This is a genomic window from Nocardia wallacei (assembly GCF_029868745.1).
In the GTDB taxonomy this organism is placed as follows: Bacteria; Actinomycetota; Actinomycetes; order Mycobacteriales; family Mycobacteriaceae; genus Nocardia; species Nocardia wallacei_B.
The window spans coordinates 1-19,068 of record NZ_JARWOP010000295.1; the positions used below are offsets into that span (position 1 = coordinate 1).

Annotated in this window: 20 protein-coding genes and 1 tRNA gene; 10 read left to right on the forward strand and 11 right to left on the reverse strand. The window is 67.8% G+C overall.

Annotated features, from left to right (window positions below; all coding sequences use genetic code 11):
* Nucleotides 1-81 precede the first annotated feature (81 nt).
* A complete protein-coding gene (locus QH470_RS27035; RefSeq protein ID WP_187683724.1) occupies nt 82-417 on the reverse strand; it encodes a histone-like nucleoid-structuring protein Lsr2 in 336 nt (111 codons plus the stop codon).
* A gap of 441 nt (nt 418-858) precedes the next feature.
* Between QH470_RS27035 and QH470_RS27040 the strand changes: the two genes are divergently transcribed.
* Both QH470_RS27040 and QH470_RS27045 read left to right on the forward strand, forming a co-directional pair.
* On the forward strand, nt 859-1,272 hold the full coding sequence (locus QH470_RS27040) for a helix-turn-helix domain-containing protein (RefSeq protein ID WP_280275175.1): 414 nt from the start codon (nt 859-861) through the stop codon (nt 1,270-1,272).
* A 38-nt stretch (nt 1,273-1,310) separates the two neighbouring features.
* Entirely contained in the window at nt 1,311-2,021 is a 711-nt protein-coding gene (locus QH470_RS27045; RefSeq protein WP_280275176.1) for an alpha/beta hydrolase, read from the forward strand.
* On the opposite strand, the gene QH470_RS27050 is transcribed toward QH470_RS27045, so the two are convergent.
* Nucleotides 1,929-2,531, reverse strand: coding sequence for a hypothetical protein (locus tag QH470_RS27050; RefSeq protein ID WP_280275177.1), 603 nt, complete (start codon nt 2,529-2,531; stop codon nt 1,929-1,931). The genes QH470_RS27045 and QH470_RS27050 overlap by 93 nt on opposite strands.
* A 118-nt stretch (nt 2,532-2,649) precedes the next feature.
* The gene (locus tag QH470_RS27055) at nt 2,650-3,774 is read right to left on the reverse strand and encodes an epoxide hydrolase family protein (protein WP_280275219.1); all 1,125 of its coding nucleotides are present in this window, start codon (nt 3,772-3,774) and stop codon (nt 2,650-2,652) included.
* A 71-nt stretch (nt 3,775-3,845) separates the two neighbouring features.
* Between QH470_RS27055 and QH470_RS27060 the strand changes: the two genes are divergently transcribed.
* Nucleotides 3,846-4,211, forward strand: a complete 366-nt coding sequence (locus QH470_RS27060; protein WP_280275178.1) for a metalloregulator ArsR/SmtB family transcription factor — start codon at nt 3,846-3,848, stop codon at nt 4,209-4,211.
* Entirely contained in the window at nt 4,208-4,720 is a 513-nt protein-coding gene (locus QH470_RS27065; RefSeq protein ID WP_280275179.1) for an SRPBCC family protein, read from the forward strand. Before QH470_RS27060 ends, QH470_RS27065 begins: the two co-directional genes overlap by 4 nt.
* A gap of 63 nt (nt 4,721-4,783) precedes the next feature.
* Here QH470_RS27065 and QH470_RS27070 read toward each other — a convergent pair whose 3' ends face one another.
* The gene (locus tag QH470_RS27070; protein WP_280275180.1) at nt 4,784-5,398 is read right to left on the reverse strand and encodes a TetR/AcrR family transcriptional regulator; all 615 of its coding nucleotides are present in this window, start codon (nt 5,396-5,398) and stop codon (nt 4,784-4,786) included.
* A 77-nt stretch (nt 5,399-5,475) separates the two neighbouring features.
* On the opposite strand from QH470_RS27070, the gene QH470_RS27075 reads away from it, so the two are divergent.
* Both QH470_RS27075 and QH470_RS27080 read left to right on the forward strand, forming a co-directional pair.
* Nucleotides 5,476-6,483 (forward strand): GlxA family transcriptional regulator, encoded by a 1,008-nt coding sequence (locus QH470_RS27075; RefSeq protein WP_280275181.1) that lies wholly within the window; start codon nt 5,476-5,478, stop codon nt 6,481-6,483.
* A gap of 90 nt (nt 6,484-6,573) precedes the next feature.
* Nucleotides 6,574-7,539, forward strand: a complete 966-nt coding sequence (locus tag QH470_RS27080) for an alpha/beta hydrolase (RefSeq protein ID WP_280275182.1) — start codon at nt 6,574-6,576, stop codon at nt 7,537-7,539.
* Between the two features lie 16 nt (nt 7,540-7,555).
* On the opposite strand, the gene QH470_RS27085 is transcribed toward QH470_RS27080, so the two are convergent.
* The 3 genes from QH470_RS27085 to QH470_RS27095 all read right to left on the reverse strand — a co-directional run bounded on the left by QH470_RS27085 (nt 7,556) and on the right by QH470_RS27095 (nt 9,950).
* Nucleotides 7,556-8,446 (reverse strand): alpha/beta fold hydrolase, encoded by an 891-nt coding sequence (locus tag QH470_RS27085; RefSeq protein WP_280275183.1) that lies wholly within the window; start codon nt 8,444-8,446, stop codon nt 7,556-7,558.
* A 74-nt stretch (nt 8,447-8,520) separates the two neighbouring features.
* Nucleotides 8,521-9,120 carry a dihydrofolate reductase family protein gene (locus tag QH470_RS27090; RefSeq protein ID WP_280275184.1) on the reverse strand — a complete coding sequence of 200 codons (600 nt, stop codon included), beginning with the start codon at nt 9,118-9,120 and terminating at the stop codon, nt 8,521-8,523.
* The gene (locus QH470_RS27095) at nt 9,117-9,950 is read right to left on the reverse strand and encodes a metalloregulator ArsR/SmtB family transcription factor (RefSeq protein ID WP_280275185.1); all 834 of its coding nucleotides are present in this window, start codon (nt 9,948-9,950) and stop codon (nt 9,117-9,119) included. The genes QH470_RS27090 and QH470_RS27095 overlap by 4 nt, the downstream gene beginning before the upstream one ends.
* Nucleotides 9,951-10,105: 155 nt before the next feature.
* On the opposite strand from QH470_RS27095, the gene QH470_RS27100 reads away from it, so the two are divergent.
* From QH470_RS27100 to QH470_RS27110, 3 genes are all read left to right on the forward strand, one after another.
* The gene (locus tag QH470_RS27100; RefSeq protein WP_280275186.1) at nt 10,106-10,237 is read left to right on the forward strand and encodes a hypothetical protein; all 132 of its coding nucleotides are present in this window, start codon (nt 10,106-10,108) and stop codon (nt 10,235-10,237) included.
* The gene (locus QH470_RS27105) at nt 10,234-11,235 is read left to right on the forward strand and encodes a zinc-binding dehydrogenase (protein ID WP_280275187.1); all 1,002 of its coding nucleotides are present in this window, start codon (nt 10,234-10,236) and stop codon (nt 11,233-11,235) included. Before QH470_RS27100 ends, QH470_RS27105 begins: the two co-directional genes overlap by 4 nt.
* A 77-nt stretch (nt 11,236-11,312) precedes the next feature.
* Nucleotides 11,313-11,386, forward strand: a tRNA-Pro gene (locus QH470_RS27110).
* A gap of 1,428 nt (nt 11,387-12,814) precedes the next feature.
* On the opposite strand, the gene QH470_RS27115 is transcribed toward QH470_RS27110, so the two are convergent.
* From QH470_RS27115 to QH470_RS27130, 4 genes are all read right to left on the reverse strand, one after another.
* Nucleotides 12,815-13,813 carry a hypothetical protein gene (locus QH470_RS27115; RefSeq protein ID WP_280275188.1) on the reverse strand — a complete coding sequence of 333 codons (999 nt, stop codon included), beginning with the start codon at nt 13,811-13,813 and terminating at the stop codon, nt 12,815-12,817.
* Between the two features lie 83 nt (nt 13,814-13,896).
* Nucleotides 13,897-15,741 (reverse strand): 3-deoxy-7-phosphoheptulonate synthase, encoded by a 1,845-nt coding sequence (locus QH470_RS27120; RefSeq protein WP_280275189.1) that lies wholly within the window; start codon nt 15,739-15,741, stop codon nt 13,897-13,899.
* Between the two features lie 754 nt (nt 15,742-16,495).
* Nucleotides 16,496-17,092, reverse strand: a complete 597-nt coding sequence (locus QH470_RS27125) for an NADPH-dependent F420 reductase (RefSeq protein WP_280275190.1) — start codon at nt 17,090-17,092, stop codon at nt 16,496-16,498.
* 38 nt (nt 17,093-17,130) lie between these two features.
* Nucleotides 17,131-17,967, reverse strand: coding sequence for an inositol monophosphatase family protein (locus QH470_RS27130; RefSeq protein ID WP_280275191.1), 837 nt, complete (start codon nt 17,965-17,967; stop codon nt 17,131-17,133).
* 96 nt (nt 17,968-18,063) lie between these two features.
* Here QH470_RS27130 and QH470_RS27135 point away from each other — a divergent pair, with 96 nt between their 5' ends.
* Complete coding sequence (locus QH470_RS27135) at nt 18,064-18,966, forward strand: LysR family transcriptional regulator (protein WP_280275192.1); 903 nt, start codon at nt 18,064-18,066, stop codon at nt 18,964-18,966.
* The last annotated feature ends 102 nt before the right edge of the window (nt 18,967-19,068 follow it).

The window sequence follows — 19,068 nt, forward strand, 5'->3', positions numbered from 1 at the left end:
CCCCCTCTTTTTCTACCACACACCCTCCCCCGCCGGGGCGGTGCGCCCCCCCCCCCCCGGCTTTCGTGACGGTGTGCGACGTCAGCTGGCTTTGTTGTACGCCTCGATGATGTCCGCCTGGACGCGGCCACGGCTGGAGACGTTGTAACCGTTCTTACGGGCCCAGTCGCGGATGGCCGCCGTCTGGCCGCTGTCGTTACGCGGCCGGGCGGCGATCTTGTTCTTGCCCTTGGGGATTCGCCCCACCTTGCGGGCCGGCTCGATCCACTCTTCGAACACCTTGCGGAGCTTGCCCGCATTGCGGACGGACAGATCGATTTCGTACTCCACGCCGTCGATGCCGAAGCGAACCGTCTCCTCGGCTTTGGATTTGCCGTCGTAGTCGTCCACGAGCTCGACGATGACCTTCTTTGCCATACGGTAACCCCTCCAATGCTCGCAAGAATGTATGTGACGTAACGCTAGCTCGCCGCGAAGATAATTACGAATCCGTTCCCATTTGTGGGACGTAACAGGGATTCGCGGCGCGTCATTCGAAGTGCGGGCCGCGCCGCCGTGACGTGGCCGGTCAGGTCCGAAGCGGTCGAATCGGACGGCGGTGCGGCGGTGCCGCGCCGGTCGGTTCCGTTGTGCGGCCCCGGTTTCCGTACGGGCTTGCGATCCGCGTTCGCGTGAACGGTTCGGATACGGACCGGTAACCGAGGCCGGAATACTTGTGCGCTACCACAGTTCGGTAGCGGGATCTTCGCCGAGAGCGTAGTTTTCACTGCTACAGCCTCGCGCGCGAGTGGTCGTGCACAACGGCCGCGCGTGGCCGGGACGGCATTGCGAAAATGAGCTTAGGAGTTTGCGGGGATCATGGCGAGTTTTGCGGATCGGTTGAACAAGTTGTTCGCCACTGTTCATCCTCCCGGACGCCCGCCGCTCAGCAATGCCGAGGTTGCGGCCAATCTCGCCGCGGCGGGCCAGCCGGTTTCCAAGCCCTACCTCTCGCAGCTGCGCTCCGGGCAACGCACGAATCCCTCCGCCGAGACGATCGCGGCGCTGGCGAAGTTCTTCAAGGTGGAGCCGCAGTATTTCACCGACGATGTCTACGCGGCCCGCGTCGACCACGATCTGGAACTGCTCTCGCAACTACGGGGATACAACTTGCGCAGGCTCTCGAGTCGCGCCTTCGACCTCTCCGCGGAATCCCAGAATCTGCTCGCCGTCATGGCCGACAAACTCCGTGCCAGCGAAGGCCTTTCGGAATTCCACACCGATCCGACGTAGGTAAGGCTAGCCTGACCTAACTATGTGATACTCGATCCATGGTGTACTTCGACGGGGCCGGTGGCCGGGTTCATTACCGCAGGTGGTCCGCGGAACAGCCGCGGGCGGTGGTGGTCCTGCTGCACGGGTTGCGGCAGCAGAGCGCCGACTATCATCGCTTCGCCCGAGCGGCGAACGGGCATGGCATCGCGGTTTTCGGCATCGACCATCTGGGCCATGGCCTCAGCGAGGGGGAGTGGAACGCCCAGGCGCCCGCCGACCATCTCGTCGCGAACGTCCTGCATCTCGTGGGCGTAGCTCGCGCGGCGTATCCCGGCGTGCCGCTGGTACTGGCCGGGCATTCACTGGGCGCGGGCACGGCGCTGGTGGCGATGGCCTCCGGCGCCGAAGCCGTCGGCGAGGTGTCGGCGGTGGTGCTGACCGGAACTCCGCAACAGGTGCTGGACATGGGTGTGGCCCCGCCGCCGGTGCCGACCCTGGCACTGCACGGCACCGAGGATCGGATCGCTCCGATCGAGCCGGTCCGAGCGTGGGCGGCCGGAACCCGGTGCGTCGTGCGTGAATTCGCCGGCGCCGGGCACGATCTGCTGCACGAGCCGGATCATCGCCTCGTCACGCGCGCGGTGCTCGACTTCGTGCTCGCCGCCGGGAATGCGTCAGAGGATGAACGACGCCGCCCCGCCGGAATTTCCCTCCGGCTCGGCGAGCAGCTGGCGCAGGCGCGGCCGGTTCGACTGATCCAGCGCTAATGCCGCCATCCACAGCCAGGCGGTGATGTTGTCGGGGATCCGCCAATCCTCGCGCGGCGCGGAGGGGACGTGGATCCGGACCGGCTCCAGATCCTGTAGGTGCCGCGGCACCACGGCCCACCACTGGCGGCCGGTGGCGTCGATGGTGACGGCGGCGATCAGGTCGTCGGCGCCGGGCAGTTGTTCGGCGGCGGTGTGGATCTGCGCGGGGATGTGCCGGTTCTCGTCGCGGCCGTCCAGCTGGTCCGCGAAGACGATGAACACCAGGCCGAAGCCGAACATGTCGGAGCCCAGATTGCGGCGCAACTGCGCGGCGCTGGCATGGATCGGATGCGGGTCGAGTTCGGAGTGGTCCTCGGTCAGCTGGGCCGGCACGAAGTCGGCGGCGATACTGGCGCCGTCGTAACGGAATCCGCACAGCATCGGCATCATGCCGCCGGGCATCGAGAGCATGAACCGTGAGGTGATCTCCTCCACCGATTCGGCGCCCGGGTATCGGATTGTCGTCATGCGATCGTGTCCTTCACTGGTCCCCGCTGTCCCGATCCGTGGCCGCGCTGAATCATGCTGTGACAGTAACGGCTCGGACCGGAGAGTTTGTTCCGTGTCGAATGTCACGCGACCGCCGTCAACGGACGGTGGCGAAGAAGGCGCGGAGGTCGGTGGTGAAGAGGTCCGGTTGTTCGAAGGCGGCGAAGTGGCCGCCTCGGGGCATCGTGGTCCAATGGGTGATGTTGTAGTTCGGTTCGCACCAGGAGCGCGGGGCGCGGCCGATTTCCTTGGGGAAAGAGGCTATCCCGGTAGGGATTTCGACTCGCGTGCCGCGGCGGAACGCGGCCGTGCTCTCCCAGTACAGGCGTGCGGAGGAGGCTCCGGTGCCGGTGATCCAATACAGGGTTACATTGTCGAGGATTTCGTCTCGGGTCAGGGCGTTCTCGGGGTGGCCGTCGCAATCGGTCCACGACCAGAATTTTTCCACGATCCAGGCGAGTAGCGCGACCGGTGAGTCGAGCAGGCCGTAGCCGAGGGTCTGCGGGCGGGTGGACTGCTGTTTGGCATATCCGGAATCCCAGCGCCGGTAGTACTTCAGGGCGGCCAGCGCGTCGCGTTCGGCCTCGGTGGGGTTGCGCAGCGCCGCCTCGGTGGGCGTGGCGATGGGCATATTGGTGTGGATCCCGACGCAGTGCCCGACGTTGCGGCCGATCTCCGTCGTGACCGCGGCGCCCCAATCGCCGCCCTGGGCGCCGAATCGGTCGTAGCCGAGCCGGGTCATCAATGTTTCCCAGGCCGCGGCGATGCGGCTCGCGTCCCACCCGGTGGTCGTCGGTTTCCCGGAGAATCCGTATCCCGGCAGCGATGGGCAGACGACATGAAAGGCGTCCTCGGCGCGTCCGCCGTGTGCTGTCGGATTGGTCAGGGGCGCAATGATTTTGCCGAATTCGAGGATGGAACCGGGCCAGCCGTGCGTGATGATCAGCGGGAAGGCGTCGGGGTGCGGTGAGCGCTGGTGGACGAAATGAATGGGCAGTCCGTCGATGTCGGTGACGTATTGGTCGAATTGGTTGAGCGCCGATTCCCGAGCCCGCCAGTCGTATTCGGTGGCCCAGTAATCGGCGAGTTCCCGGGTATAGGCCAGCGGGATCCCCTGGCTCCAGTCGTCGACGCACTCGGCCTCCGGCCAGCGGGTGTCGGCCAGGCGTCGGCGCAGGTCGGTCAGCACATCGTCGGGGACGTCGATTCGAAAACGTTCGATATCGGTCATGGTCCCATTCTGGGGTCTCGGCCGGGCTGGACAATCTGTAACCACTTGGTTACGCTTTCGGTGTGGACGAGGTGGCAGGGGCGATCGCGGACCCGGTGCGGCGACGAATCCTGGAACTGCTGCGTGAGAACCGGCTGACGGCGGGCGCCATCGCCGAGCACTTCGACATCAGCAGGCCCGCCGTCAGCAGGCACCTGCGGGTGCTGCGGGAGAGCGGCCTGGTGCACGACGAACTCGTCGGCAGGCAGCGGTACTACCTGCTCGACGCCGCGCCCCTGGCCGAAATCGCCGACTGGATAACGAGTTTCGCGGCGCGGCCGGGCTGGGCGCAGCACCTCGACGCGCTGGAAACCGAGGTGTACCGCACCCGCCGTGAGCGCCGCGCGACCCGTCCCGCAGCAGAATCGCACAAGGAGGAGACCGCATGACCCCGACACCCACCGGCCGGTTGCTGGCCGCCGAACAGGGCCGCGACCTGGTGCTCACCCGCACCTACCGCGCTCCCATCGATGACGTGTGGGCCAGCGTCACCGAGTCCGACCGCACGGCCCGATGGTTCGGTCCATGGACCGGCGAGCCCGGTCCGGGTCGGACCATCAAGGTGCAGATGGCTTTCGAGGAGGAGCAGCCGTGGATGGATATGCACATCGATGTTTGTGATCCGCCGCACCGGCTCGGCGTATCCGCCGTGGACGACTACGGCGCGTGGCGGCTGGAACTGGTGCTCAGCGAGGCGGCGGGCGTCACGGAGTTGCGGTTCGTTCATCATCTGCTCACCGAGGACGAGATCGCTCAGGTGAACCACGTGGGGCCCGGGTGGGAGTACTACCTCGACCTGCTCGGAGCGGCGCGGGACGGCGCGCCACAGCCCGACTTCGCCGACTACTACCCGGGAATGGCCGCGTATTACGAGAATCTCGTGGCGGGGCAACGCTAGGCTTCACTGGGAAGCGTTGGTATGCAGGGCGTTTCCCGTCGGACGCCGGGCGGGAATGCTGCGCTACCTTACCGCCGACGAGTCCCGATCGGCCCAGGCTCCGGGGAGTGTCCGGACCGATACGTCCGCGATCTCGAGCAGTCGCGGACGGGGGGTTCCCAAGCGGCTCAGATGGATCAGGCCCTGCGCCACCACCACGATATTGGCGCTGTGTGCCGCGAGATCGGGCTCCGGCAGGTCGCGGCGGGCGCTGCGGCGCAGCCGTTCGGCGACACCCTGCTCCATAGCCGCGGTGGTCCGGGCGCCGATCCCGACCACTTCGGGGATGCGGTTGCCGAGTTGGGCGATGCTGTTGAGCATCAGGCAGCCGCGCCGATCCGGTTGTGCCGCACAGTCGTCGACGATCGCGGCGAGCAGCGCGCGCACCGCGTCGCGGGCGGAACCGGGCGCGGACGCGACGACGTCGCGCACGAACCGGGCGCGGTGCTGGCAATAGCGTTCGAACGCCGCGAGGAACAGGCCCCGTTTGTTGCCGTACGCGGCGTAGATGCTGCCGTTGCCGACACCGGCGGCCCGCGACACGTCGTCCACCGAGGTGTCGTCGAACCCTCGGGTCCAGAACAGGTCGGTCGCGGCATCGAGCAGGCTCGATTCATCGAACTGTCGTGGCCGTCCCATGCGCTCACCGTAGCAATCCGATGCGAGACGGCACACATTACTTGTTCTGGAGGCGCGCCTCCAGAATGATGGTGGTCATGTCAACCGACTCGCCCCGCCGCCGCGTAGGCATCCTGGTCTTCGACGGCGTGAAGATGTTCGACTTCGCGGGTCCGGCGGAGGTGTTCATCGAGGCGAATCAGGCCGCCCCGGGTTATGAGGTGGTACTGATCTCGGCGGACGGGGCGAGCGTGCAGACCTCGATCGGCGCCCGGATCGAGGTGAGCGGCGCCGCCACCGAGGCCGGACGGTTCGACACCATCGTCATCCCGGGCAGCGAACTGCCGCCGGCCAAGTTCCTGACGCCCGAGGTGCTGGCGGCGGCGCGGCATCTCTCGTGGAACACGCGCCGGCTCGCCTCCGTGTGCAGCGGCGCCTTCGTGCTCGCCGAACTCGGTCTGCTCGACGGCCGGCGCGCCACCACGCACTGGAAGTTCGCGGCCGATCTCGAGCGGCGGTATCCCGCCGTGGCGGTGGAACCCGATGCGATCTTCGTCCGGGACGGCAACCTGTACAGCTCGGCCGGCGTCGCGGCCGGAGTGGACCTGGCCCTGGCGCTGGTGGAGGAGGATTTCGGCGCCGATGTCGCGCGGCGGGTCGCGCAGCTGATGGTGGTGTACATGCAGCGCGGCGGTGGGCAGTCGCAGTTCTCGGCGTCGCTGACCGGGCCGGTGCCGCGCAGTCCGCTCGTTCGTAAGGTTGTCGACCTGATCTGTGCCGATCCGGCGTTCCCGCACACGGTGCAGACCTTGGCCGCGCACGCCCAGGTCAGCGTCCGGCATCTGACCCGCTTGTTCCGCACCGAGCTGGAGCATTCGCCCGCGGAGTACGTGGCCTTCATCCGGTTCGGCGTCGCCCGCGACATGCTGCACGCCGGACGCAGCGTGACCGATGCGGCGATGATCGCCGGTTACGGTAACAGCGAGGCGTTGCGGCGGGCGTTCATGACCCGGCTCGGTATCTCGCCGCGCAAGTACCAGCAGCGGTTCCGGTCGACCGGATCGGCGTCCGGGATCGGCACGCCGGTCGCGGCCGCGGTGTCCTGAACGGGTGCTTTCACGTCCCGTGGGGAGGGGCGCGGGGCCGATGCCCCGGCGCAGACTCGGTGTTGTCCCGATGACCGAAAGGAAACGACGATGACAGGTAACCCGCTGGGAATCTCGCTGGAGCAGGCGGCGCAGGAGTTCGTCGACGCGACCTCGGAGCCCCCGTTCCTCTACCAGCTGCCGCCGGAAGAGGGCCGCAAGGCCGTGGATTCGGTGCAGGACACACCGATTTTCAAGCCCGACGTCGATGAGGAGTGGGTCACTGTCGAGGGCGGTCCCACCGGCTCGGTGCGGGCCCGGATCGTGCGACCACGGGGTGCCACCGAAACTCTGCCCGTGATCCTCTACACCCATGGCGCCGGTTGGGTTTTCGGCGACGCGCACACCCACGACCGGCTGGTGCGCGACCTCGCCGTCGGTGTGCACGCGGCCGTCGTGTTCCCCGAGTACGACCGCTCGCCCGACGTCCGCTACCCGGTGGCCAACGAGCAGTCCTACCGCGTCGCCCAGTGGGTCACCACGCACGGCGCCGGCAAGCAGCTCGACCCGGCCCGGCTCGCGGTCGCGGGCGATTCGGTCGGCGGCAATATGGCCATCGCGCTCACTCTCATGGCCAAGGAGCGTGGTGACGTCACGTTCCGCTGGCAGGTGCTCTTCTATCCGGTCACCGACGCCGGCTTCGACACCGCCTCCTACCACGAGTTCGCGACCGGGTACTTCCTGACTCGCGAAGGGATGCAATGGTTCTGGGACCAGTACACCCCCAGTGCGGCGGATCGCGCGCAGATCACCGCATCGCCGTTGCGCGCCACCACCGAGCAGCTGGCCGGGTTGCCGCCGGCGGTCGTGATCACCGCCGAGGCCGATGTGCTGCGCGACGAGGGTGAGGCGTTCGCGGGCAAGCTCCGCGCCGCGGGCGTCCCGGTGACGCAGACCCGCTACGGCGGCATCATCCACGACTTCGTCATGGTCAACTCGATGCACGACACCCAGGCCGCCAAAGCCGCTGTGGCGCAAGCCGTTGCGGCATTGCGGGCCGCCTTGTACGCGGAGTAGCTCGCCCCGGGCCCGGTCAGTCGGCGGTGAAATCGTCGATGAGCCGGGCCAATTCGATCGGGCGGTCGCCCTGCACCGAATGCCCCGCTCCGTCGACCACCACGACCCGCGCGCGTGGTTGGCGGCGGAGCAGTTCGGCCACATCGGCGTCGTCCACGACCGGCGAGCGTTCACCGCGCACCAGCAGCAGTGGCGCCCGCACGGCCGCGACGTCGTCCCACAGCGCGGTGAGGTCGAACGTGCCGTCCGCGGTGGGACGGATCCGGTCGTATCGCCAGACCCAGCGGCCGTCCTCGCGTTGCCGCGCGTTGTGCAGGATGCCGCGGCGCAGCGACGAGACGGACCGTCCCGGGTTGTGCTCGACGGTGCGATCGAGGATCTCGTCGAACGACGCGAAATCCGCAGGGCCCTGGACGAATGTGACCACCGCCGCGGTCTTGCCCGGATTGTCGCCCGCGCCCGGAGTCACGTCCACGACGACCAGCCGCCGCACCAGGTCCGGGTGCCGGGCTGCCAGGCGCAGTGCGGTCAGCCCGCCCAGAGACATGCCGACAACCGCGGCGGCTCGGGGCGCCGCGGTCGCGACGGCGGCGGCGACCGCCTCCGCCAGCAACTGCGGTGTGTAGAGGTGATCGGTCCACCAGTCGGAGTGGCCGTGGCCCGGCAGATCCAGGGCGAGCAGCGGACGCCGCAGCGCCAGTGCCACCGTGTCCCAGGTGTGCGCGTTCTGCGCGCCGCCGTGCAGCAGCACCAGCTCTGGCTCCCCGTCTCCCCAGTGCAGCCCGCTGACCCGGCGCCCGGCCCCGATCTCGATCGAGACCCGCCGCACCCGCGGGGGACCGGTCCACGGGAGACCCGCCTCGGCCGCGTTCTCGGCGAACAGCCCGAACTCGTCGTAGTCCGACATAAGGGGAGTATGCGTGAGCCCGGCCGCTCGCGCACGGGAAGATCATCCACCGCGTGCGCGAGCGTGACCGGCACTCAGCGGACACGGTCGTAGACCAGGGCGACCTCGCCGAGGTCGCCGGTGTCCTGGTGTGCCAGTGCCCATTTCGTGCCGGGCAGGCCGTCGTCGAACAGCCGCGCACCGCCGCCCGCGATCTCCGGGGTGATGAGGAGGTAGAGGCGGTCGATCAGGTCGGCCGCGAGCAGCGGCTTGATGACGCTGGCGCTGGTGTTGACCAGAATGTCGCCCGAGCCGGTGGCTTTCAGCTCGGTGACGACATCGGCGGCTGGTGCGTTCACGATCCGGGTGCGCTCCCACGGCGCTTCGGTCAACGTGGTGGACAGGACCACCTTCTCCGTGTCGACCAGCCATTTCGCGTAGCCGCGGTCTCGCGGATCGGCGTTGTCGTCCGCCGCGACCGTGGGCCAGAATCCCAGGAACCCTTCGGCATTCAGCCTTCCGAGGACCGCGGTGGTCGCGTTCTCCCAGATGCGGGTGAGGTGATTGCGTGCCACCTCGGTGACCGCGTAGGGCACGATCGCGCCCATGTCGCCGGGCCCGCCGGGGCCGCTGTAGCGCCCGTCCAGGGTCAGGGCGATATTGGCGGTCACCTTGCGTTCGGTCGAGTTGCTCATGACTGGTCTTCCTTCGGTGTGTCGGGGGTGTTGCTTCGGGGAGCGCCGACCGTGTCGGCGAGCTTGTCGAGGACTTGGCCCCAGCCGGTTTCGATTCCGGCGATGAAGGGGACGGCCTCGACGGCCGTATCGGTGATCCGCAGGTCCAGCCGCAGCCGGGTGCCTTCGGGAACGTCGGTGAATGCCAAGTCGTAGTGGCCGGTGAACGAGACCGCGCCGGCCGAGTCCAGGACCGCGAGATCGAACGCCAGACGATCGGGTGGCGTTGCGGCGCGGACCTGTCCCTCCGAGCGGTACCGTCCCTCGGCGTCGCGATAGTCGAGGACGACGCGGCCGCCCGGGGCCGGGTCGATCGCGCAGTCGACGATGGTCATCGACGGCGGAGCCCACCAGGACGCGAGGAGGTCCGGGTCGGCCCAGTGCCGCCACAGGACCTTGCGCGGCGCGGCGAATACGCGGTCGAAGGCGAAGGTGCGCCCGTCGGCCCAGTGATCCTGTTGCGCGCGAGCGGTTTCCGCCTCGATGGCGGCTTGGTAGCGGGTCACGACATCGCGCTCGCCGGCGTTCGCCTCGACGGTGTCGATCAACTCCCGCAGCCGCTCCTCGAAATCGCGCAGCGGTGCCGCCTCGGCCGCCCAGATACGGCGCTGGCCCAGGGGAGTGACCGTGACCAGGCCCGCGCGGCCGAGCGTCTGCAGGTGCTTGGTGGTTTGCGGCTGGCGCAGCCCGGTGAGTTCGGCCAGTTCGCCGACGGACCGGGGCCGTTCGGCGAGGAGCTCGACGATGCGCCAGCGGGCGCCGTCTCCGAGTGCTGATGCGATCTGCTCCATGATGCAAAGTATTCACTAAGAAGAATATTCGTGTCAAGGAATATTTTGGGAAGGCTGGGGCGACGGGTCGAACAGGGCTGCCGACCTGTGGGTTCGCTGATTCGTCGGAGGAATTGTCTAGGCTTGCTGACGGATCAACCGTGGAAAGGAATCCCGTGTCCGAGCCCCCGCTGCCGCCCGCGGCCGTCGAGCTGCCGCACCGGTCCGCACCTGCGGTGACGGCGCCCCAGTACACCCGTGGGACAGGTTCGGGCCCGCGCCGGGACAGCGACCGGGCGGTGGTGTGAGCACGCCCGGTACGGCCATGCGCGCCCTCGTATTGGATCGGCCGGGCCCTCCCGACACGCTGCGTCTCGCCGAATTGCCTGTGCCCGAACCGGGTCCGGGCCAGGTGCGGGTCCGGGTCGAGGCCTGCGGTCTCAACCCCGTCGACTACCAGGTCGCCGCCGTGGGCCATCTCGACTGGACGTGGCCGCACGTCCTCGGCCTGGACGTCGCCGGCACCGTCGACGCGGTGGGGGAGGACGTGACGGCCGTCCGTGTGGGACAACGCGTCGCATACCACGGCGACCTGCGCCGACCCGGCGGCCTCGCCGAATACACACTGGCCGACGTCCTCACCGTGGCGCTGATACCCGACTCCGTCGACTCGGCCTCCGCGGCCGCCCTGCCCTGCGCGGGAATGGCCGCCTACCAAGCCGTCTTTCGGCGATTACAGGTCGCCGGCGGCGATACGGTGCTCGTCACCGGCGGCGCCGGCGGGGTCGGCGGATTCGCCGTCCAACTCGCCTCCTGGGCCGGGGCCCGCGTGCTCACGACGGCCTCCGCCCACAACGCCGATCACGTCCGCTACCTGGGCGCGACCGACGTCATCGACTACCGCACCGAGGACGTCGCCGCGCGCGTCCGGGAACTGACCGACGGCCGCGGCGTCGACCGTGTGGTCGACACCGTCAGCCCCACCTCCGCCACCGCCAACCTCGCGCTGCTGGTCCACGGCGGCGGCCTCGCCGCGGTCGCCGGCCGACCCGACCTCGCCGCCGTCCCCCCGTTCACCCTCGCCCCGTCCGTCCACGAGATCGCCCTCGGCGCCGCCCACGGCTACGGCGACCACCGCGCCCGCGCCGACCTCGCCATCATGCTCGGCGACCTCCTCGCCCTGGTCGCCGAGGAAGACCTAGACCCCATGGTCACCCGAACCCTCACCCTCGACGAAGTCCCCGCCGCCCTCACCGAAGTCTCCACCCGCCACACCCGAGGCAAACTCGTCCAAACCTTCGACTGACCCCACCACCATGGCGATTTGGTGACACCGGGGGGTCCTGAGGTAATCTCATCGAGCACTCGCGAAAGCGAGCGCAACGGGCTGTGGCGCAGCTTGGTAGCGCACCTGACTGGGGGTCAGGTGGTCGCAGGTTCAAATCCTGTCAGCCCGACAGAAAGGCCAGGTCAGAGACTACTCCGACCTGGCTTTCACTGTCTCTCATGACCATTTCCGAGACTATCCCGAAAATTCAAGACCGCCCGCCGCGGACGGACCACGGCGAGCCTACTGCGCTCGCACCCGCGCGCCCTTCTCATTACTCAGGCATGGTCCGCCTCGACTTGGGAAGGTCTCATGGAGAATTCTTCTCCATGCCGAAAACCGAGCTGGTGTACCGGAACTACTGGCGCACAAGGGAAGACGCCGAGTCACCGTCACGCCGGCCCGGCGGTGTCTGTGGGCTCAGTGACCGCAGCCGTGGAAGCAGTTCGGTTGGCTGACCGCCGGGGATATGTCGGTCCGATCGGGAGGTAACCGGAAGATCGTCTGCTGCTGCGCCGTCTTGGCGGTAGGGGTCAGCCATTCGTGGCCGAACGCTGGTTTCCTGTTCCATTCGTGGCCGGACGCGTCATTCCCATGGTCGGCAATGACGCCTGCGACAGTGCCAGCATGTGGACCGGACAGGATGCCGTGGGGCAGCAGGCCGCGCCGGACGGCTGCATTGCCGGACGGGGAGGGATCGAGACATGTCAATCGAACGGCCGGTCGAGACCGCGCGGCCCGGTGGAGGCGTCCGCCCCTTACTTGTGCTCGGTGTCGCGGCGATCGTCCTGATGGCGGGTACGGTCGCCCTGTTGTTGGTCAGCGCGATCATCGACTGGGTGCGGCTCGCGGACTTCGAACGCTATTGGGCGCACCCGCAGGGGGCGCGCCGGGAATGGCAGTCCGATACGTGGGCCGGGACCGCTGGCACTTTCTTGCTGCCTGTCGCGGGAATTCGTGTCGGTGAGCCTTCCCTCCGACGATTTTGCTCGTTCCACCGCCCCCGCGACGACACCGGCGGTCGCCGCCGCCTCCCCCTGGGGCCGGAGCCAGTGGGTTGCCGACATGTTCCCGCGGCTGCTTCCTGGCAAGCCCATGCCGCACGCCGGCCAAGAAATCCCCGCGGACGCGGAAGCCGGGTACAACCGTCTCACTTGCGAAGCGGATGCCAGCAACGAGACGAGGATCGAATGCGCGGGTGATCCTCGCACCAACCGGAATCCTTTCATAGGCATCGATTGCATCCAGGGCCACATTCGGAATGGTCTGCGTGAGCGCTACCCACTCTTGGAGTTGTGGCCACGCAGGTCCGGGACCGTCGGCGTCCTGCGCGCGACTCACAATGGACGGGACGCGATCTGGCTGACCTTCGACGATCTGCCCCGCGGCCAATGCATGATCTATTCCACCTGGAGAGACCATCGCATGGACGAACTGCTGGCTTGGTGGCGCTCCACCGTTGTGACGGAGCACCCGGTCGGCCGGCGCGTCGTACGCTTCGGTGGGATGGCGAATACAGTGCGACGCCCGTATTGTTCGTCGTGGGAAGTGACCTGCCTCAGCTTGCCTGGCGATAGACGAATTCCTCCAGGGTCGTGAGGGTTTCGGACCGGTTGGCGCGATGGCGCAGGCAGTACCGGGTCGGATACCAGCCGGCTCGCTGCCACGCCCGCGGCTGTTCGATCGGAGTGCAGGTGTCCCCGATCGCCCCGGAGCGCAGCGCGTTGTAGTGATCGAGGTTCACCATGGGCTCGTAGAAGGTGATCTCGCCGTTCCAGCTGCCGTAGATGAAGGTGTGGGTGAACGCGCCGCCGTTCAATTCCGGGGTGGTCTTGTCGATCAAGTGCTGGCCCATGGCCGGCTCGATCGCGTCGAGGTCGGTGTAGTTCGGCGGCCGGTATTTCGCGGCGGGCAGATTCTTGCCGAGTGCGTAGTCGGCACAGGCCGTCAGCTGCGGGCAGGGGCCGGGGCGGATCGCCAGCCGGTCGGGGTTGTCGTTCAGATAGAAATGGACGTCGAAATGAGCTGTGTCCCATACGCCCGGCGGGACATGGCCGTGCGGGTTCCAGTTCGCCAGCACATAGGTGAACGGTATGTCGTCTCGGCGGGTGAAGTTCTCATGTAACGGCAGCGCGTTCTCGTGGCCCCCGGCGCACTCGTGGTGGGGATCGACAGCGCCGTCGGCGTCCTTGTCGTAACAGTACAATCCGCTTGACGGCGGGTCGTACGGCAGTGCGGCGTAGGCGCTGTCGGTGGCGGCCATCCCGATCACCAATGGTGTTCCGGCGCTGTCGGTCTGGGAGTAGGCAATGATCCGGCCGCTGCCCAGATTCGCGCTCTGCCCATATTCCGCGCACGGACCGGAATAGGCCGGCGTCACCGCCAGCAGGGCCGTGGCTTCGACCTCGGAAACCCGGACCGTTTGTTCCCGAGCGGGTGCCGACACATCCACCTGGCAGATGGTGACCGCGTCGTCGGCCCGTACGACCGGGTTTGGTCCGAAGGTGAGTGCCAGTCCGGCGATCAGGGCGGCGGCGATGTGTGCCGACGTTCGCATGCGGGACGAATTCGTTTGCCGCGCAGAAAGGCTGGGCGAGTTGTGGTGTTCGATCGACATTCGAAATTTCCTTCCGTGACCGCTTACTCCGGCCACGACCCGAGTTCGTCGACAGCGACGGTGACGCATTGCAGTGTCTGAGCGGCGTTGAGCCGCGGATCGCACCGCGTGTGGTAGTTCGTGGCGAGTTCGTCTTCGCGCAGCCGCTGCCAGCCGCCGACGCACTCGGTCACCGGTTCCGGAGCCGTCTCCAGATGCAGGCCGCCGGGCGTGACACCGGTGGCTCGGCAGGCGCCGAAGAAGGCCCGGATCTCGGCGGTCACCTCGTCGACACGACGAGTCTTGATCCCTTGATCGGTCACGAATGTGTTGCCGTGCATGGGATCACAGACCCAGCACACCGGCGTTCCGGTCTCCGCCGCGGCCTCGAGCAGTGCGGGGAGCACCGTCGCGACACGATCGACGCCGAGGCGTGGAATGAGGGTCAGCCGGCCCGGAACTCTGCTGGGATTGAGGCGGCGGCACAGTGTCACGACGTCTGCCGGGCGGGTCGCCGGGCCGAGTTTGACCCCGATCGGGTTGTTGATCAGTTCGGCAAAGCGGATATGCGCGTGTGCCGGATCTCTGGTCCGCTCGCCGATCCACAGCAGATGGGCCGAGCAGTCCCACCACCGGCCGTCGGGCCCGCGACGGGTCAGGGCCTGCTCATAGTCGAGCAGCAGCGCCTCGTGTGACACCCGCATGAGCGGGCCGTGCTGGTTCCGGCCACCCTCCGATGCGGTCGTGACCAGATCCAGGAGGTCGGCGACATCGCGCAGCAACCGCACCGGACCGCGGTGATCACAGAGGTCGGCGGCGTGCCGAAGCAACCGCGCCGCCGCGTCCGCCGACGGTGTCGGTTGGGTGCGAAGGTGATTCAGCGTTGCCGCCGCGTGGAAATAAGCATCGACCATCCGGCTCGGGTCGGGTGTCCGGCTCGCCGCGTCGGGCTCATACCCATTGATCATGTCACCGAGATAGGAGTGCAGCCCGGTGCCCTGCTCCAGCGGTTGTGACCGCGGTTTCGCGTATTCGCCGGCGACGCGACCGATCACGACCGGTGTGATGCCACATCCGTGCCTCAGCACCGCGGCGGCCGCGGCCGCGAGCGCCTGTCTGTCGGCCAACGCCTGCACGTGGGACATCTCGAAGGTCTCGGCGCAGTCTCCGAGCTGGAGGACGAACGCTCGCCCCGCTGTCGCGGCGGCCAACTCGGTCGTCAGCGCCTCACATTCGGCAGCACCGACGAGCGGTGGCAGCGACCGGAGCCGGTCCGTACTGCGCACTGCCGCTGCGGCATCCGGCCAGGACGGCTGGTGCAGCGCGGGCCGGTTACCGCTGTCTGTCGGCGGAACTCCAGGCTCGTTCGGCCGATCACGGTGTACCTCGTCGACCAGCACAGGTTCCGGTTCGCCGGTTCCGCTGCCGGATGTGTCCGGGCACGATTCCGACGAGATGAGGTCCGGGTTGAAGCGTTCCTTGATATAGCACACCGGCACGCCGCCGACATCGATCACATAGGCCTTGGCGACGCACGCCCGGCCATCGATCCAACGAGCCAGGCCCGCCCACAACACACGGCGGGAATGGGCCACGCCACGAGACACCAGGTGGTAACCGATCGGGCCGGGGCCGTCTATGCCGAACCTTGTCGCCGAACTCTGTTCAGCCACCACATGATTCATCGACACCAGCACCAGGTTCGGATCGACCAGGCCGGAGTGGCGCACGACGACCTTGCAGTCCTCGTCGACACGCAGCGATCGCGCCACCGTCTCCGACACACGATCGGCCGATACCACGTCCTGGTGCACCACTCGAATATGTAGTGCTGTTCCGAGCGATGCCTCCAGCAGTGGCGTTGTCAGACCGTCGTTGGCCAGCAGCATCCTGGCCGTCGGATCGGTGAACGCCGCCGCAGGTGGCCGGCAAACCCGGTGACGTGCACCGACTGTCGCCGTTCCGAGGCTTTTCTCGTCCTGATTGAGCACGATAGATACGCCGCTTTCGCATTCGCCGTTCGCGACCGAGTCGCTTTCCCGAGCCTCCCACACGGCGGGAAACGACGAGTTCCCAGAAGTGGCGCTACGCAACACATTTAAACAGAACGAAACGTAGTTCATCATCCGGCCAAGTTCACATTACAACGGCGCCAACAAACGACGAGCTACCGGACTGCGCAGCCGGGACACACGCCGATACGGGCTGATCCGCCGAGTGCAGCGATAGTGACGCGCTTCGCTTTCCCGATCACCGGCAAATGAAAGGTGGGAGCCGGATCCGCCGTGAGGGATTCAGTGTGACGGTCCGGTCGACCTACCCGCCCAGGCGAAACAGCTGTACCGGATCCGGTGCGCCGACCGACGCTTCGACGGCTACAACCTCTTCGGCCGCTACCTCGAAATCTCCGATCGACCGCGGCCGACAAACACCCGAAATACGTGCCCCTCGCCCAGCCACTCACGCAGGGGGCGCCACCCGTGTAGCTATCGGCAGATCGGGGTACCGGTGACCCACCTCGCCGATCCCCTTGCGGCAGTAGCCGTCCAGGGTCGGAGCCGACGGCGAGATTTCGACGCCACCTGACTGTCACCGCAACGAGTAGCGGAGCGCTGTAGCCGGCGAGCGCCCGAACCGGGTTGGTCAGTGAACGATCGAGATGGCGAAGGGTGCGAAGCCGCGTGATCGGATCACGTGCGGGACGAACAGGATCGCGGCTTCGGTGGCGCGCGCGGTCTCGATCCCGCCGAGGTCGGTGATCCACTCTTGGTGCCAGCCCAGGTCGGTCAGAAGCCCGGCCACGACCTGTTTGGCCTGCGCGTCGTCGCCGGAGAGAAATACCGTCGGGGCTCGAGTGAGGATGCTGGGCGCGGTCATCACCGTGTAGAGCATCGTGTTGAGCGTTTTGACCACGTGCGTGTCGGGCAGGGCAGCCTGCAGTTGCTCGGCGAGGCTCGAGCCGGGGTAGAGCAGGCCGGCGGGCAGCCCGTCGGGGCCGTCGACGGTCGCGTTGGCGATATCGATCAGGATCTTGGCGCGCAATCGCTCGCCGAGTGTGGTCAGCCGCTCGAGCGAGCCGGCGCCCGGGGTGGCATTGACGACGATCTGCGCCGTCGCGGTGGCCGCGGCCGCGGCGCCGGGCGAGCTGTCTGCCACGCTCACCTCGTGTCCGGCGTGGGTCAGTGCGGTGGCCAGGGCGTTGCCGACACGGCCGCGCCCGAGAACAGCGATGGTGCTCATCGTGAAAGTCCTTCTGTGTGCTGTTGTGGTCGGTGGGGTCAGCGCGAGAGCGTGGCTGTCGCGGCGGCGTGGACGCCGGGGGCGCCGGCCAGGAAACTGTCGCTGTCGGGGGTCCAGGGGCTGCCGTCGGTGGTAGAGATCCGTCCGCCGGCCTCGGCGACGAGCAGCGCTCCGGGCAGCAGGTCCGCGCGAGCCCCGGCGAACTGCCAGAACGCCTCGATCCGCCCGGCGGCCACATTCGTCAGATGCAGAGTCGCGGGCACCGTCGTGCGCACCACGAGCGCGTCGAGAAACATCTCGGTGATCGAGGCACCGACGCGCCGCACCAGGCGCTCCGGCTCGTCCGGGCGGGCCTGGCTCGTGGCCACGATGCTCAACGCGAGGTCGGTGGCCCCCGACACCTGCAGGCGGCGACCATCGAGGTAGGCACCGCCACCGGCGAGCGCAGTGTAGGTCTGGCCGGTCAACGGCAGGTGGACCACGGTGAGCACCGGCGCGTTGTCGCGAACCAGGGTGGCGGTCACCGCCCACTCCGGCAACGCACGCAGGTGATTGACGTTGCCCTCGGCCGGATCCACCACCCACCATTCACCCCCCGGCAGCGCGCCACCGTCGAGTTCCTGTTCCTGCTCCACCCAGCCGGCGTGTGGGCGCAACGTGTGCAGCCGCGGGCGCAGAATGTCCAGGACCACACCGTCATTGGCGCCAAGTGCCGCCATCAACTCTCCACGCGTCCGGGACAGGGTGACCTCGCCGAATCGTTCACGCAACGGCGCGCTCGCCGCGCGGACCGCGGCCTCGGTCTGTGCGAGCAGCGCGGCGGTGGGGGCAGGGTCGGCGGCGGTGGAGAAGGTGTCGGTTATCGACTCGGGCATGGTGGTGGTCCTTGTTTGAGCAGCGGTGATGTTCTCGACCGTAGAACCCCGATCGTTAACATCAAGTGCATGTAAGGCACGTTTAAGATGACTGTCATGCAATTGGATCTGAACCTGCTCACAGCGCTCGACGCGCTCTTGGAGGAAGGCAGCGTGGCAGGTGCGGCGGAGCGCTTGCATGTCACCGCGCCGGCGATGAGCCGAAGTTTGGGCAGGATCCGGCGCACGACCGGGGATCAGATCCTGGTCCGCACCGGACGGACGATGACTCCCACGCCCTACGCGCTGTCAGTGCGCGAACAGGTCCACGATCTGCTGGGACAGGCTCGAGGCGTTCTGGCGCCCAATCGCGAACTCGACCTCGCCACACTCGAACGCACATTCACCCTGCGCTGGCACGACGCTTTGGTGGCCCTGAGCGGCCCCCGCCTGCTCACAGTCGTGCGCGAGCAGGCACCCGGGGTGCGGCTGCGTTTCATCGCCGAATCCAGCATCGATACCCCCGAGCTACGGCGCGGGCAACTCGATCTCGCCGCAGACGCCGACCGCCCATCCGCCCCCGAGATCCGCGCGGATCGCATCGCCGAGACTCAGCATGTGATCGCCGTGCGCCACGGGCACCCGCTCACCGAGGTCGAGACCCTCACCCCCGAGCGGTATGCGGCGGCCGAGCACATCACGGTCTCGCGGCGCGGGCGCCTGAGCAACCTTCTCGACGACGCGCTCGCCCGCCTCGCGCTCGCCCGCCACGTGGTAGCGAGCGCGCCCACTGAACAAGCCGCCCTGGAATTCGTGCGAGACTCCGACCTCGTCGTGACCATCCCACAATCCACCGCGCGCACAGGCGCCGCGGACCTCGGCCTGGTCCTGCTGGCGTTGCCGTTGCAGTTGCCGCCCGCAGCGGTGTACATGTCATGGCATCAGCGCTACGACACCGACCCGGCACACATCTGGTTGCGCGAGCACGCACGAACCGCGTTGACCAGCGCGATGACGTGATTCCCCCGCGATACCGCGACACGCTGTGCTCGAGCTGCCCTGCGCCCGGGCGCTCCCGCGTCACCTGCCGGTCCAAGCTCTGGTCCATGAGCGGCTCGAAGC

Excerpts from the sequence above, each read along its gene's own strand:
- QH470_RS27035 (WP_187683724.1), bottom strand. The coding sequence starts at position 417 with ATGGCAAAGAAGGTCATCGTCGAGCTCGTGGACGACTACGACGGCAAA.
- QH470_RS27040 (WP_280275175.1), top strand. The coding sequence starts at position 859 with ATGGCGAGTTTTGCGGATCGGTTGAACAAGTTGTTCGCCACTGTTCAT.
- QH470_RS27045 (WP_280275176.1), top strand. The coding sequence starts at position 1,311 with ATGGTGTACTTCGACGGGGCCGGTGGCCGGGTTCATTACCGCAGGTGG.
- QH470_RS27050 (WP_280275177.1), bottom strand. The coding sequence starts at position 2,531 with ATGACGACAATCCGATACCCGGGCGCCGAATCGGTGGAGGAGATCACC.
- QH470_RS27065 (WP_280275179.1), top strand. The coding sequence starts at position 4,208 with ATGACCCCGACACCCACCGGCCGGTTGCTGGCCGCCGAACAGGGCCGC.
- QH470_RS27070 (WP_280275180.1), bottom strand. The coding sequence starts at position 5,398 with ATGGGACGGCCACGACAGTTCGATGAATCGAGCCTGCTCGATGCCGCG.
- QH470_RS27075 (WP_280275181.1), top strand. The coding sequence starts at position 5,476 with ATGTCAACCGACTCGCCCCGCCGCCGCGTAGGCATCCTGGTCTTCGAC.
- QH470_RS27080 (WP_280275182.1), top strand. The coding sequence starts at position 6,574 with ATGACAGGTAACCCGCTGGGAATCTCGCTGGAGCAGGCGGCGCAGGAG.
- QH470_RS27085 (WP_280275183.1), bottom strand. The coding sequence starts at position 8,446 with ATGTCGGACTACGACGAGTTCGGGCTGTTCGCCGAGAACGCGGCCGAG.
- QH470_RS27090 (WP_280275184.1), bottom strand. The coding sequence starts at position 9,120 with ATGAGCAACTCGACCGAACGCAAGGTGACCGCCAATATCGCCCTGACC.
- QH470_RS27095 (WP_280275185.1), bottom strand. The coding sequence starts at position 9,950 with ATGGAGCAGATCGCATCAGCACTCGGAGACGGCGCCCGCTGGCGCATC.
- QH470_RS27115 (WP_280275188.1), bottom strand. The coding sequence starts at position 13,813 with ATGCGAACGTCGGCACACATCGCCGCCGCCCTGATCGCCGGACTGGCA.
- QH470_RS27120 (WP_280275189.1), bottom strand. The coding sequence starts at position 15,741 with ATGCTGCTGGCCAACGACGGTCTGACAACGCCACTGCTGGAGGCATCG.
- QH470_RS27125 (WP_280275190.1), bottom strand. The coding sequence starts at position 17,092 with ATGAGCACCATCGCTGTTCTCGGGCGCGGCCGTGTCGGCAACGCCCTG.
- QH470_RS27130 (WP_280275191.1), bottom strand. The coding sequence starts at position 17,967 with ATGCCCGAGTCGATAACCGACACCTTCTCCACCGCCGCCGACCCTGCC.
- QH470_RS27135 (WP_280275192.1), top strand. The coding sequence starts at position 18,064 with ATGCAATTGGATCTGAACCTGCTCACAGCGCTCGACGCGCTCTTGGAG.